A 13,513-nucleotide genomic window follows, 5' to 3' on the forward strand; every position below is an offset into this window, starting at 1 on the left:
ACGACGCGGGGTGGACTTCGGCGACCGCAGCGCACCCCGGGCTTCCGCGACGGAAGTCGGTTAGCGTTCCACCAGCGCACCCGCACCGCGCCGCGCACGACCCGCCGAGGAGACCCGTGAGCCTCACCAGCACCGCCAGGCCGGGCACCGCCTGGACGCCCCTGACCGGCCCGGCGCACAGCATCGCCCTGGAGGTGCTGCTCGACGGGCCGCTGCCGCGCAGCGAGCTGGCCCGCCGCCTGGACCTGTCCGCCGGCAGCCTGACCCGGCTGTCCAGGCCCCTGCTGGACTCCGGCCTGCTCGTGGAGACCACCGGCGCCTACGACGCGGCCTCGGGCCGGCCCACCCGGCCGCTGGACGTGAACGAGCTCTCCCACGGCTTCGTCGGCGTCAAGCTCACCGCCGACACCGCCTACGCGGTGCTGACGACCCTGCGCGCCAACGTCGTCACCGAGGTGCGCGCGCCGCTGGCGGACCGCTCCCCGGCCACCTGCACGGCCACCGTCGGGGACCTGGTGCGCACCCTCACCGCCCGCACCGGCGCCCCGGCCCGGGACGTGCGGGCCGTGGGCGTCAGCCTGGGCGGGCGCGTCTCCCCCGACGGGGAGGTCCTCTCCGCGCGCTACCTCGGCTGGGAGTCGGTGCCGTTCGGCCGGGCCCTGGAGGCCGAGCTGGGCCTGCCGGTCGTCGTCGACAACGACGTGCTCTCCCTCACCCGCGCCGAGCAGTGGTTCGGCACCGCGCGGCGCTGCGAGCACTTCGCGCTGATCGTGGTGGGCACCGGCGTCGGCTACGGCCTCGTCGTGCACGACCGGGTCCTGGACCGCCCCGACGCCGGCGTGGGCCTGCTCGGGCACTTCCCGCTGGACCCCGCCGGGCCGCTGTGCCCGGAGGGGCACACCGGCTGCGCGGAGGCCATGCTCACCCGCGGCGCGGTGGAGGCGCGCGCCGGCGCCGCGCTGCGCCGCCTCGTGGGCTTCGAGGAGGTGCTCGACCTGGCCGTGGCCGGCGAGCCGCTGGCCCGGCGCGTCGTGGACGACTCCGCCCGCGCGCTGGGCGTCCTGGTGGCCGCCGTGGGCAACCTGACGATGCCGCAGAAGGTCCTGGTCTCCGGGGAGAACGCCCGGCTGGCCGAGGTGGGCGCCGCGGCGCTGCGGGCGGGCGTCGCCGCGCACCGCAGCCCGCACGCCTCCTCCCTCGACGTGCACGTGCAGCACACCGGCTTCGCCGAGTGGGCGCGCGGGGCGGCGGTCACGGCGATCCGCACGTTCGTGCTCGGGGACCGCCGCTGACGCCCCGCGCGGCGCGCCGTCCGCCCGTACCCTGGTGCGGTGAGGACGCGCGGGGCGACGAACGGGCTGCTGGTGCGGCGCCGCCACGTCGACCTGTGCCGCACGCACGCCGCCACCTGTCCCGCCTGACGCCGCCCCGCCCCCGCCGCCGGGGGCCCGCAGCCGTCAGGGAAGGACCCCGCCGTGTCCCGCACGTCCCCCGCCCCCCTCGTCCCCTCCGCCCGCGCACCGCTGCCCGGCTCCCCCGCGGACCCCGCCGGTCCCGCGGACCCCGCCGACGCGGTGGTGCTGTGCCTGGTCGGCGCCGGCCCGCGCGCCCTGGGGGTGCTCGACCGCCTCGGCGCGCACGCGGCCGGGTCGGGCCGGCCCCTCGTCGTGCACGTGGTGGACCCGCACCCGCCGGGCTCGGGGCGGGTGTGGCGCCCGGGCCAGCACCACCTGCTGTGGGCGAACTCGCGCGCCGCGGACGTCACCGTGCTGCCCGACGGCACCTCGACGGTCGCCGCCCCCGTGCGCACCGGGCCCTCGCTGCACGCCTGGGTCGAGGCGCACCGCGCGGAGCTGGTGGCGCAGCTGCGCGCGGCCGGCGAGCACGGCCTGGCCGCGGAGGCCGGCGCGCTCGCGGCGGGCAGCTTCCCCTCGCGGGCGCTGACCGGGCGCTACCTCGTGGCCGCCTGGCGGCACGTGCTGGCCGGCCTGCCCGCGGGCGTGCGGGTGCGGGTGCACGCCGACCGGGTCGTGGACCTGGCCGACGACGGGGGCGCCGGGGAGGCCGGCCCGGGGCGCCAGCGGGTGCGGCTGGCCGGGGGCGCGGCGCTGGAGGTGGACGCGGTGCTGCTGGCGCAGGGGCACCCCGACGTGCTGCCCGGCCCGCGCGAGCGGGAGCTGGCCGCGTTCGCCGACCGGCACGGGCTGGGCTACGTCGCCCCCGCCTACACCGGCGACCTCGGCCTGGAGGACGACCTCGTGGCGGTGCGCCCCGGCGAGGACGTCGTGGTGGCCGGGATGGGCCTGGCGTTCGTGGACCTGGTGGTGCTGCTCACCGAGGGCCGCGGCGGCCGGTACGAGCAGGGCCCCGGCGGGGAGCTGGTCTACCGGCCCAGCGGGGCCGAGCCCGTCCTGCACGTCGGCTCCCGGCGCGGGGTGCCCTACCGCTCGAAGATCACCTACGAGCTCGCCCGGCGCCCGGCGCTGCCGCGGTTCTGCACCGTCGCCGCGGCCGAGGAGCTGGCCGCGCGCCGCGGCGGCCCGCTGCGGCTGCGGCGGGACGTGTGGCCGCTGATCGCCAAGGAGCTCGCCGGCGCGCACTACGGGGAGCTGTTCGCCGGGCACCCGCAGCGCACCCGGGTGCCCGCGCGGGAGTTCGACGCCCGGTTCGCGGCCGCGCCGTGGGGTTCGGCGGAGCTGGACGCGCTCGTGGAGGAGGCGGTGCCCGACCCCGCCGACCGCCTGGACCTGGCGCGCCTGGACCGGCCGCTGGCCGGGTGGTCCTCGCCCACCGCGCGGGGCGTGCACGAGCGGGTGCGCGCCCACGTCGCCGCCGACGTCGCCCGCCGCGGCGACCCCGCGCACAGCGCCGACGCGGCGGTGTTCAGCGCGCTGCTGTCCTGCTACGGCGTCGTCGCGGCGCTGGCCGCGCGCGGCCTGCTCGACGCGCGCTCCACCGCGTTGGAGGTGGACGGCTGGTGGCACGGGTTCTTCAGCTGCGTGGCCTCCGGCCCGCCGCCGCAGCGGCTGCGCCAGCTGCTCGCGCTGGCCGACGCCGGGGTGGTGCGCTTCCTCGGCGGGGACCTGCGCGTGCAGCCCGACGAGGCGGCGCAGGCGTGGACGGCGGTGGGCGGCAACGGGCCGGTGCACCTCGCCGCGCGCGTGCTGATCGACGCCCGGCTGCCCTCCCCCAGCGTTCGGGACGCCGCGGACCCGTTGCTGCGCAACCTGTCCGCGCGCGGCGAGGCGGTGGAGCGGGAGTTCCGCGACGAGGGCGGGGAGGTGTTCACCGGCGGGCGCCTGGCGGTGGACGAGGACGGGCGGGTGCAGCGCGCCGACGGCACCGCGCACCCGCGCCGGTTCGCGGCGGGGCCGTGGGTGGCCGGCGGCGGGTGGGCGCCGGCGTTCCCGCGCCCGGGCCTGGACGCGGGGTTCTTCCGGCTCAACGACGCGCTGGCCGCCTCGCTGCTGGCGGCGGTCAGCGCCGGCGCGCCAGCAGGTGCCAGTAGCGCGCCGTCCGGCGGAACCCGTCGCGCCGGCTGAGCTCGACCTCCAGCTCCTCCAGGTCGGCCACGGAGCGCTCGTCGGCCCGGCCGGCGTCCTCCAGCAGCGCGGTGACGGTCAGCACCCCGTGGCGCGCGACGACCTCGCCGCCGGCCGCGGCGACGGCCCGCTCGACCGCGTCCGGCTCCAGGCGCAGCACCGAGCTGCCGGTGCCCGGGTCCGCGCCGCGCTCGGCGTCGAGCAGGACCCACGCCTGCGCCGGGCCCTCGCGCAGCGCGGCGGTCAGCACGTCCGCGGCCGGGTTGGGCGCCAGCAGCGACAGCAGCCCGCCCGGGCGCAGGGAGGAGGTCAGCGTGGCCACGTCCGCGGCGACCTGGGCGGTGCTGCCGCGGTGCTGGAGCACGTCGTGGCACAGCACCACGTCGAAGGAGCCCGAGCCGCCGGCGCGGTGCCGGGTCAGCGCGGCCAGCGCGCTGAGGTCCTCCAGGCCGGCGGCGACGGTGTGCAGGCGCTCGGCGACCCCGGCGGCGGTGGCGGCGGCGCGGGCCGCGCCCAGCACGTCCGCGGAGGTGTCCAGGACGGTGACCGCGTGCCCGGCCAGCGCGAGCTGCAGCGCGTCGCGGCCGTCACCGCCGCCGGCGTCGAGCACGCGCAGCGGCGCGGGCCCCAGCTCCTCCAGCGCCCCGCGCAGCAGGGCCGCCACGACGCGGTAGCGCAGGCGGCCCCACGGGGACTGCTGCCAGGTGGACCAGGCGGCGGCCTCGCGGCGCTCGGCCTCGGTCGGTCCGCCCCCGGCGGGCGCGGTGGTGCTCACGGTGGTGCCTCCCCATCGGTCCTGGCGTGAGCACCCTCCACGAGGGGGTTGCTGCGACGTCCTCGAGCCAGGTCTCTCGGTCGCTCTGGATGGTCCGGGCAGCCTACGCCAGGCGCGGCGGGGGCGGGGCGCCCCGCGGGCCGGGCCTCAGGGGGCGCGGTCGGCCTCAGGGGCGGGGTCGGGAGCGGGGTCGGCGTCGGGGCCGGGCGCGCGCAGCAGCGCGTCGGCCAGCGCCGACCAGGCCAGCAGCGCGCACTTCACGCGCGCCGGGTAGCGCGCGGCGCCGGCCAGCGCCACGCCGTCGCCGATCACGTCCTCGTCGCCGGGGTCCTCCCCGCGGCTGGTGAGCATCCGGTGCACCGCCCGCCGCGCGTCCTCCACCTGCGCGACGGGCCGGCCCACGACCAGGTCGTGCAGCACGGAGGCGGAGGCGCGGCTGATCGAGCAGCCCTCCGCCTCGTAGGAGACGTCGCGCACCACGGCGCCACCGGGGTCGCCCCCCGGACCGGGCGCGAGGTCGACGCGCAGGGTCACCTCGTCCCCGCACACGGGGTTCACGTGGTGCACCTGCACGGCGAAGGGCGTGCGCAGGCCCGCCCCGTGCGGGGACCCGGCGTGCTCCAGGAGGAGCTGCCGGTGCAGGTCCACCGGTGCCCCCCTCAGGCCCGCGGGGCGCGCTCGCCGGCCTCGACGGCGACCTCGAGCCGGTTGCCGGCCGGGGGCAGCGGGCAGGTGGCGTGCTCGGTGAACGCGCACGGCAGGTTCTGCGCGCGGTTCAGGTCCAGCACCAGGGCGCCGTCGGGCCCGGGGGCGGCCACCGTCAGCGAGCGGGCCGTGGCGGAGGTGCTCACGCCGCTGGTGAGGTCGGTGAACAGCAGCTGCAGGCCCTCGCCCGAGCGCAGCGCCAGCAGGGAGCGCTCCACGCCGTCGGGCGTGGTGAAGGTCACCCGCCCGGCCGCGGTGCGCGCCTGGCTCAGCCCGGCCACGACCGACCCGACGACCACCTCGTCCTCGTCCGCCTCCAGGCGCGCGGGCAGCACCCAGCGCTCGTCGAAGCCGAACACCGGCACCCCGGAGAACCCCGCCAGCACCGGCGAGCGCGGGTCGCGCACCCGCAGCCCGGCGTTCCCGCTGCGGCGCAGCACCTCCACGTGCCGCTCCCCCGTCACCACGGTCACGCCGGCGCCGTCGTCGACCGGGTGCAGGACGTGCTCGCCGGTCAGCGGCGCGCCGTCCAGCAGCAGGCCGTCGACCTCCTGCGCGCGCACGTGCACGCCGTCCGCGGCGCTCCACCACCGCCCCGGCAGGTCGCCGGCGCGGGCGGGGGCGCCGCCCAGCCAGTGCAGCGCGGTCAGGCTCAGCCAGCCGTGCGGGTCGGAGAGCACCTCGGTGCGCCGGGCGCGCCAGGCGTCCCAGCCGCGGCGGGCGGCGGTGTCGCCGGTGCCGGCGGTGCCGGCGGTGCCGGCGGTGTCGGCGGGGGTGGTCGTGGTGCTCACGCGGTCTCCTCGGTGGCGGTGCTGCTGCGGTGCGGGTGGCGCAGGCCCAGGTGGTCGCGCAGGGTCTCACCGGTGTACCCGGTGCGGTAGGTGCCGCGCTCCTGCAGCAGCGGCACGACCCGGTCGACGAACTCGTCCAGGCCGGTGGGGGTCAGGGTGGGGATGAGGATGAAGCCGTCGCAGGCGTCGGCCTGCACGAACAGGTCGACCTCCTCGGCGACCTGCTGCGGGGTGCCGACGAACTGCGGGCGCGCGGAGACCTCCACGACGAGCTCGCGCACGCCCCAGCCGTTGGCGCGCGCCAGCTCCCGCCAGCGCCGGGCGGTGCCCACGCGGTCCTTGGCGTGCTGCACCCGCCCGCGGGTGGCGACCGCCTCGGGGTCGGGGTCCTGCGCCGGCAGCGGGCCGTCGGGGTCCAGGCCGGGCAGCTCCCGGCCCCACAGCTGCTCCACGAACGCCACCGCCTGCTCGGGGCCGACCTGCTGGAAGCGCACCTCGCGGGCCCGCTCGGCCGCCTCGGCCGGGGTGTCGCCGAGCACGAACGTGGCGCCGGGCAGCACCTTGACGTCCCCCGGCGCGCGCCCGTGCGCGGCCATCCGGCGCTGGACGTCGGCGCGGAACTCCCGCCCGGCCTCCAGGGTGCCGTGCAGGGTGAAGATGGCGTCGGCGGTGGCCGCGCCGAACTCGCGCCCCTCGGGCGAGTCGCCGGCCTGGAGGAGCACCGGGTGGCCCTGCGGGCTGCGCGGCAGCTGGGCGCCGTCGGCGCGCACGTCGAACTGCCGGCCGCGGAAGCGCACCGGGGCGACGGCCGCCGAGCGCGCGAACACCCCGCTGCCCGGGTCGGCGACCAGGGCGTCCTCGGCCCAGGAGTCCCAGGAGCGCCGCGCCACCTCCACGAACTCCGCGGCGCGCACGTAGCGGTCCTCGCGGGCCAGGAAACCCCCGCGGCGGAAGTTCTCGCCGGTGAACGCGTCCGAGGAGGTGACGACGTTCCACGCCGCGCGCCCGCCGGACAGGTGGTCCAGGGTGGCGAGCTGGCGGGCCAGCTCCACCGGCTCGTTGAACGTGGCGTTCAGCGTGCCGGCCAGGCCGATCCGCTCGGTGACCGCGGCCAGGGCGTCGAGCACCGGCAGGGTGTCCGGGCGGCCCACCACGTCCAGGTCGAAGATCCGCCCGAGGTGCTCGCGCAGCCGCAGGCCCTCGGCGAGGAAGAAGAAGTCCATCAGGCCGCGCTCGGCGGTGCGGGCCAGGTGCACGAAGGAGGAGAAGTCGGTCTGGCTGCCCGCGCGCGGGTCGCGCCACACGGTGGTGGAGTTCACGCCCGGGAAGTGGGCGCCGAAGTGGATCTGCTTGCGCTGCGCGCCGGTGCGGCGCGGGACGTCGGGCCGGGGACCGGCGGGGGTGGTGCTCACGTCGGTCCTCCTCAGGCGCCGGTCGCGGCGGTGGTGGGTGTGGCGGGTGCGGTGGCGGCGGTGGGTGCGGTGGCGGCGGTGGGTGCGGTGGTGCCGCCGGCGGCGTACCGGCTGGCGGGGCGGGGCAGCCCGAAGCGGGCGCGCAGGCTCGGCGGGGCCTCGCCGGGCGCGGGGGCGGGCGGGCGCAGGCCCTCGGCGCGCAGCGCGGGCACCACCTGCGCGGTGAGCGCGTCCAGCGAGGCGGGCAGGTCCAGCGGCACGGCGACGACGCCGTCGAGGCCGTCGGCGGCCGCGACCTGGCGCAGCAGCCCCAGCAGGGTGCCGGGGGTGCCGACGTGCCGCAGCGCGCGCGGCGGGGTGGGCGCCGCCGCGTCCAGGCGGCGCAGCACCTCGCGGGCCTCGGCGCCGGTGGGGCGCAGCAGCACCTCCACGTCCAGCAGCACCCGCAGCGCCCGCCCGCCCGCCGCGGCGCGCAGCTCGGCGGCGCGGTGCACGGCGACGGCCAGGTCCGGGGTGGTCAGGCGCACCACGTCGGCGCCGGCGGCGGCCGCGTCGCGGGCGGCGCCGTCCTCGCCGGGCACCACGACGAGCGGCTGGCCCTGCGGCGAGCGCGGGGTGATCGAGGGCCCGCGCACCGACAGGTGCCGGCCGGCGTGGTCGACGTGGTGCAGCCGGGCGCGGTCCACGTAGCGGCCGGTGGCCGCGTCGCGCACGACCGCGTCGTCCTCCCAGCTGTCCCACAGCGCGCGGACCACCTCGACGGTCTCGGCGGCCTCCTCCCACAGCTGCGCCGGCAGGGCCGCCGGGCGGCGCCCGAAGGCGGCGGCCTCCTGCTCGGTGGCCGAGACCCCGACCTGCCAGCCGGCGCGGCCGGTGGAGACCAGGTCCAGGGTGGCGATCGCCTTGCTCGTGTGGAACGCCTCGGTGTGGGTGGTGGTGACCACCGGCACCAGGCCGGTGCGCCGGGTCAGCGGCGCCAGGTGGGCGGCCAGGCCCGCGGCCTCCAGCCGGCCGCGCTGCTCGCCCTCGCGCCCGCTGAGCAGGCGGAACTCGTCGGGCAGCACCACCAGGTCCAGGTCGGCCGCGTCGGCCGGGGCCACCGCGCGCCGCCAGTGCGCGGAGGTGAACAGCCCCGCCGGGTCGGCGCCCCGCTCGCGCCAGGCGGCCGGGTGGCGCCCGGCGCCGTCCAGCTCGACGGCCAGGTGCAGGCCGGGGTGCGGGCGCGGGGCGTGGTCCGCGGCGGGCGCGGGCGGGGCTGTCGTCTCGGCGGGCACGTCCAGCGCAGCACCGCGGGCGCCCCCCGTTGTTCCCGCGCCGGCGGGCCCCGTCGCCGCGCCGGGGGGCCCGCGCCCGGTGGGTACCCTGACCGCCGGACCCACGACCCCGGGAGGACCCGCGCGCATGAGCACCGCCCCCGCCGAGAACGACCTCGTGTTCCCCCCGCCGCCGGGGTTCGCCGCCCGGGCCAACGTGGGGGCGGGCGAGTACGCGCGCGCCGAGGCCGACCCGGAGGCGTTCTGGGCCGAGCAGGCCGAGCGGCTGCAGTGGGACGAGCCCTGGCACACCGTCTTCGACGGCTCCACCCTGCCGACGGCGCAGTGGTTCGTCGGCGGCAGGCTCAACGTCGCGGTGAACTGCGTGGACCGGCACGTGGCCGCCGGCCGCGGGGACAAGGTGGCCCTGCACTGGGAGGGCGAGCCCGGCGACAGCCGCACGATCACCTACGCCCAGCTGCAGGACGAGGTGTGCCGCACGGCCAACGCCCTGGAGGAGCTCGGCGTCGGGCACGGCGACCGGGTCGTGCTGTACCTGCCGGTGCTGCCCGAGACGATCGTGACGACGATGGCGTGCGCGCGCATCGGCGCGGTGGTCTCCCTGGTGTTCGGCGGCTTCTCCGCCGAGGCGCTGCGCTTCCGGGTGGAGGACACCGGCGCGAAGCTGCTGGTGTGCACCGACGGGCAGTTCCGCCGGGGGAAGGCCGTGGCCGTCAAGGGCGCCGCCGACGCCGCGGTGGAGGGCCTGGAGCACGTCGAGCACGTGCTCGTGCTGCGCCGCACCGGCGAGCTGACGCCGGACGTGCCGTGGACGCCGGGGCGCGACGTGTGGTGGCACGAGCTGGTGGACCGGCAGAGCACCGAGCACGCCGCGCCCGGCTTCGACGCCGAGAACCCGCTGTTCATCATCTACACCTCCGGCACCACCGGGCGCCCCAAGGGCCTGGTGCACACCAGCGGCGGGTACCTCACCCACACGTCCTGGTCGCACTGGGCGGTCTTCGACGTCAAGGACGACGACGTCTACTGGTGCCAGGCGGACCTGGCGTGGGTGACCGCGCACAGCTACGAGATGTACGGCCCGCTGTCCAACGGCGTCACCCAGGTGATCTACGAGGGCTCCCCGCTGACCCCACACCCGGGCCGGCACTTCGAGGTCATCGAGAAGTACGGGGTGACGACCTACTACACCGCCCCCACGCTGGTGCGGACCTTCATGAAGCACGGCCCGGAGCTGCCGGCGCGCTTCGACCTGTCCTCGCTGCGGCTGCTGGGCTCGGTGGGCGAGGCGATCAACCCCGAGGCGTGGCTGTGGCTGCACCGCGAGGTCGGCGGCGGGCGCTGCCCGATCGTGGACACCTGGTGGCAGTCCGAGACCGGCGCGGCGGTGGTGGCCCCGCTGCCGGGGGTGACGCCGCTCAAGCCCGGCTCGGGCACGGTGCCGCTGCCGGGGCTGGCGGCCACCGTCGTGGACGAGCAGGGCCGCGAGACCGCCCCGGGCGAGACCGGGGTGCTGGTGATCACCCGTCCCTGGCCGGGCATGGCCCGCACGGTGTGGCGCGACCACGCGCGGTTCGTGAAGTCCTACTGGGAGCCGTACGCCGAGCGGGGCTGGTACCTGGCCGGCGACGCGGCGAGCCGGGACGCCGACGGGTACGTGTGGATCGGCGGTCGCATCGACGACGTCCTCAACGTCTCCGGGCACCGGCTCTCCAGCATCGAGCTGGAGTCGGCGCTCGTGGCGCACCCGCGGGTGGCGGAGGCCGCCGTGGTCGGCGCGCCCGACGCCACGACCGGGCAGCGCATCGTCGCCTTCGTCATCCTGCGCGGCGGCGCGCCGGAGCAGGGCCCGGGCGGGGCGGCGCCGGCGCAGGACGCGCTGGCCGAGGAGCTGCGCGCGCACGTGGCGCGGGCCATCGGGCCGGTCGCCAAGCCCCGCGACGTCGTGGTGGTGCCGGACCTGCCCAAGACCCGCTCGGGCAAGATCATGCGGCGGCTCATGGCGGACATGACCGCCGGGCGCGGCGGCGGGGACGTCACCTCGCTGCAGGACGAGAGCGCGCTGGCCGCCGTGGAGGCCGCCTGGGCGCGCTACGCGGCCTCCCGCCCGGGCGCCTGAGCCGGGGCGCGCCGGGGGCCACCGCTCAGGCGGTCCCCGGCGGCCCCGGCCGGGCGCTCAGGCGGCGGGGCCGCCGGCCCGGGCGGCGGCCTCGACGTCCATCCAGCTCAGCTCCCACACGTGCCCGTCGGGGTCGCGGAAGCTGACGCCGTACATCCAGCCGAAGTCCACCGCCGGGGCGTACTCCGCCCCGCCGGCGGCCAGCGCCCGCTCGCGCAGGTCGTCGCACTCCTCGCGGCTGGAGGCCGACAGCGCCAGCACCACCTCGGTGGTGCCCGGCGCGGCCGGCTCGGAGCGCAGGAAGCCCTTCCACTTCTCCGGGGAGTGCAGCAGGACGACCACGTTCTCCTCGACGACGACGCAGGTGGTGCCGTCGTCGCTGAAGGCGGGGTTCTTCACGAAGCCCAGCGAGGTGAAGAACCCCTCGGAGGCCTGCAGGTCGGCCACCGGGAGGTTGACGAAGATCATGCGCACGGCCGGCTCCTTCGCGGGTCGAGGGCCCGGGGTGGGCCCTCCCGCCCGTGGGGACCGCGCCCGGGCGCGGGACTCACCGGTGCGTCAGAGGTTGGGGAACCACAGGCCGATCTCGCGGGCCGCGGACTCCTCCGAGTCCGAGCCGTGCACGAGGTTCTGCTGCACCTTCAGGCCCCAGTCGCGGCCCAGGTCGCCGCGGATCGTGCCGGGCGCGGCGGTGGTGGGGTCGGTGGTGCCGGCCAGGGAGCGGAAGCCCTCGATGGCGCGGTGGCCCTCGACGACCGCGGCCACGACCGGGCCGGAGGACATGAACTCCACCAGCGGCTCGTAGAACGGCTTGCCCTCGTGCTCGGCGTAGTGCCCGGCGAGCAGCTCGCGGTCGGCCGTGCGCAGCTGCAGCGCCACGAGCGAGTAGCCCTTGGCCTCGATCCGCCGCAGCACCTCCCCGGTCAGGTTGCGCCGGACGCCGTCCGGCTTGACGAGGACGAGGGTGCGCTGGACGTCGGTCTGCGTGGCCACGGCCCGCACCCTAGCGGAGCCCGGCCCGCCGGCCGGCGGCTGGCAGGATGGCCGCCCCACCCGGGGGACGAGAGCACGAGGAGGACCGCCGTGGGCCTGCGCAGCGACCGCGAGGACACCCGGGCGCAGCAGGAGGCCCTGCGCGCCGCGCGCGAGGAGGCCGCCGAGGTGCTGGCCGACCTGGCCGCCGAGGCCAGGGCGCTGTCCAGGGCGTACGCCTCCCGCTCCGCGCGCGTGCCCGACGGCTCCGCGCTCGCCGGCCTCGTCGACGCCGCCCGCCGCGCGGAGGAGGCCGTCGACCTGGCCGCGCACGACCTGGCCACCGCGCGCGGCGAGGACGCCTGAGACCCCGCCCGGAGCGCCGCGGGCACCCCCCGGCGTGCACGGGCGCAGGGGCAGGCGGACCATCGGGCACGGGCTCCGGACCCGGAGCCCTCCGCTGCGACCCGCACGAAGCGCACCACGAGCACGAGGAGCCCGGCATGTCAGACGCCCCAGCCAGCCACGACCCCGAACAGCAGAAGGCGACCACCACGGTGGTGCTCATCTCGATCGTGGCGGCCATCGGCGGCTTCCTCTTCGGGTTCGACACCTCGGTGATCAACGGCGCCGTGGGCGCCGTCACCGACCAGTTCCAGCTCTCCGACGCCCTGTCCGGCTTCGCGGTCTCCTGCGCGCTGCTCGGCGCGGCCGTCGGCGCCTGGTTCGCCGGCCGCATCGCCGACCGCTTCGGCCGCAAGGCCGTCATGGTCATCGGCGGCGTCCTCTTCGCCGTCGGCGCCGTCGGCTCCGCCTTCGCCTTCGCCGTGTGGGACCTGATCCTGTGGCGCGTCGTCGGCGGCCTGGGCGTCGGCGTGGCCTCCGTCATCGCCCCGACCTACATCGCCGAGGTCGCCCCCGCGTACATCCGCGGCCGCCTCGGCTCCCTGCAGCAGCTCGCCATCACCGTGGGCATCTTCGCCGCGCTGCTGTCCGACGCGTTCATCGCCAACACCGCCGGCGGCGCCGCCGAGAGCACCTGGCTGGGCTGGGAGGCCTGGCGCTGGATGTTCCTCGTCGGCGTGATCCCCTCGCTGATCTGGGCGTTCCTGGCCCTGCAGGTGCCCGAGTCCCCGCGCTACCTCATCGCCCGCGGCGAGACGCAGAAGGCGACCGACGTGCTGCGCCGGGTGCTCGGCGCCCTGAGCATCGAGGCGCTGCAGCGCAAGGTGGCCGACATCCGCACCAGCGTGCACCGCGAGGACGAGCCGAGCCTGCGCGACCTGCGCGGCCCGCGCTTCGGCCTGCAGCCGATCGTCTGGGTCGGCATCCTGCTCTCCGTCTTCCAGCAGGCCGTCGGCATCAACGTGATCTTCTACTACTCCACCACGCTGTGGCAGGCCGTCGGCTTCGACGAGTCCGACGCGCTGACCACGTCCGTGATCACCTCGGTCACCAACGTCGTCGTCACCTTCATCGCCATCGCGACCGTGGACAGGATCGGCCGCAAGCCCCTGCTGCTGGCCGGCTCGATCGGCATGGTCGCCTCCCTGGCCGTCATGGCCCTGTCCTTCGCCCAGGCCACCGGCGGCGCCGAGAACCCCTCCCTGCCGCAGCCCTGGGGCACCGTGGCGGTCATCGCCGCCAACGTGTACGTCATCTCCTTCGGCGCCACCTGGGGCCCGGTGGTGTGGGTGCTGCTGGGCGAGATGTTCCCCAACCGCATCCGCGCCGCCGCCCTGGCCGTGGCCGCGGCCGCGCAGTGGCTGGCGAACTTCGCGATCTCCACCACCTTCCCGGGGGGGGGGGGGGGGGGGGGGGGGGGGGGGGGCGGGGGGGGGGGGGGCGGGGGCGGGGGGGGGGGGGGGGGGGGGGGGGGGGGGCGGGGCGGCGGGGGGGGGCGGGGGGGGGGGGGGGGGGGGG

The 13,513-nt window shown here is 77.9% G+C and carries 12 protein-coding genes and 1 riboswitch; of the genes, 5 read left to right on the forward strand and 7 right to left on the reverse strand.

Features of this window, described 5'->3' with window-relative positions; all coding sequences use genetic code 11:
• Positions 1-116: 116 nt before the first annotated feature.
• Together ACRYR7_RS07065 and ACRYR7_RS07070 are read left to right on the forward strand one after the other, a co-directional pair.
• Positions 117-1,292, forward strand: coding sequence for an ROK family protein (locus ACRYR7_RS07065; protein WP_432571367.1), 1,176 nt, complete (start codon positions 117-119; stop codon positions 1,290-1,292).
• A 183-nt stretch (positions 1,293-1,475) separates the two neighbouring features.
• Complete coding sequence (locus ACRYR7_RS07070; protein WP_432571368.1) at positions 1,476-3,542, forward strand: FAD/NAD(P)-binding protein; 2,067 nt, start codon at positions 1,476-1,478, stop codon at positions 3,540-3,542.
• Here ACRYR7_RS07070 and ACRYR7_RS07075 read toward each other — a convergent pair.
• The 5 genes from ACRYR7_RS07075 to ACRYR7_RS07095 form a co-directional block, all read right to left on the reverse strand.
• A complete protein-coding gene (locus tag ACRYR7_RS07075) occupies positions 3,478-4,317 on the reverse strand; it encodes a class I SAM-dependent methyltransferase (RefSeq protein WP_432571369.1) in 840 nt (279 codons plus the stop codon). The genes ACRYR7_RS07070 and ACRYR7_RS07075 overlap by 65 nt on opposite strands.
• Positions 4,318-4,326: 9 nt before the next feature.
• Positions 4,327-4,413: riboswitch (SAM riboswitch) on the reverse strand.
• A gap of 51 nt (positions 4,414-4,464) precedes the next feature.
• Positions 4,465-4,965 carry a Fe-S cluster assembly sulfur transfer protein SufU gene (gene sufU / locus ACRYR7_RS07080; RefSeq protein ID WP_432571370.1) on the reverse strand — a complete coding sequence of 167 codons (501 nt, stop codon included), beginning with the start codon at positions 4,963-4,965 and terminating at the stop codon, positions 4,465-4,467.
• A gap of 11 nt (positions 4,966-4,976) precedes the next feature.
• Complete coding sequence (locus ACRYR7_RS07085) at positions 4,977-5,813, reverse strand: DUF1684 domain-containing protein (protein ID WP_432571371.1); 837 nt, start codon at positions 5,811-5,813, stop codon at positions 4,977-4,979.
• Positions 5,810-7,225, reverse strand: coding sequence for an NtaA/DmoA family FMN-dependent monooxygenase (locus tag ACRYR7_RS07090; RefSeq protein ID WP_432571372.1), 1,416 nt, complete (start codon positions 7,223-7,225; stop codon positions 5,810-5,812). Before ACRYR7_RS07090 ends, ACRYR7_RS07085 begins: the two co-directional genes overlap by 4 nt.
• 11 nt (positions 7,226-7,236) lie before the next feature.
• A complete protein-coding gene (locus ACRYR7_RS07095; RefSeq protein WP_432571373.1) occupies positions 7,237-8,499 on the reverse strand; it encodes an LLM class flavin-dependent oxidoreductase in 1,263 nt (420 codons plus the stop codon).
• Positions 8,500-8,626: 127 nt separating this feature from the next.
• Here ACRYR7_RS07095 and acs point away from each other — a divergent pair, with 127 nt between their 5' ends.
• Entirely contained in the window at positions 8,627-10,618 is a 1,992-nt protein-coding gene (acs, locus tag ACRYR7_RS07100; RefSeq protein ID WP_432571374.1) for an acetate--CoA ligase, read from the forward strand.
• Between the two features lie 57 nt (positions 10,619-10,675).
• Here acs and ACRYR7_RS07105 read toward each other — a convergent pair whose 3' ends face one another.
• On the reverse strand, positions 10,676-11,092 hold the full coding sequence (locus ACRYR7_RS07105; protein WP_432571375.1) for a VOC family protein: 417 nt from the start codon (positions 11,090-11,092) through the stop codon (positions 10,676-10,678).
• Between the two features lie 84 nt (positions 11,093-11,176).
• On the reverse strand, positions 11,177-11,611 hold the full coding sequence (gene ndk, locus ACRYR7_RS07110) for a nucleoside-diphosphate kinase (protein ID WP_432571376.1): 435 nt from the start codon (positions 11,609-11,611) through the stop codon (positions 11,177-11,179).
• Between the two features lie 90 nt (positions 11,612-11,701).
• Here ndk and ACRYR7_RS07115 point away from each other — a divergent pair, with 90 nt between their 5' ends.
• Together ACRYR7_RS07115 and ACRYR7_RS07120 are read left to right on the forward strand one after the other, a co-directional pair.
• Positions 11,702-11,956, forward strand: coding sequence for a hypothetical protein (locus ACRYR7_RS07115; protein WP_432571377.1), 255 nt, complete (start codon positions 11,702-11,704; stop codon positions 11,954-11,956).
• Positions 11,957-12,093: 137 nt separating this feature from the next.
• A partial coding sequence (locus ACRYR7_RS07120) for a sugar porter family MFS transporter (protein WP_432571378.1) occupies positions 12,094-13,513 on the forward strand: 1,420 nt, incomplete at its 3' end.

It is taken from the genome of Kineococcus gurbantunggutensis, assembly GCF_050871925.1.
GTDB lineage: Bacteria > Actinomycetota > Actinomycetes > Actinomycetales > Kineococcaceae > Kineococcus.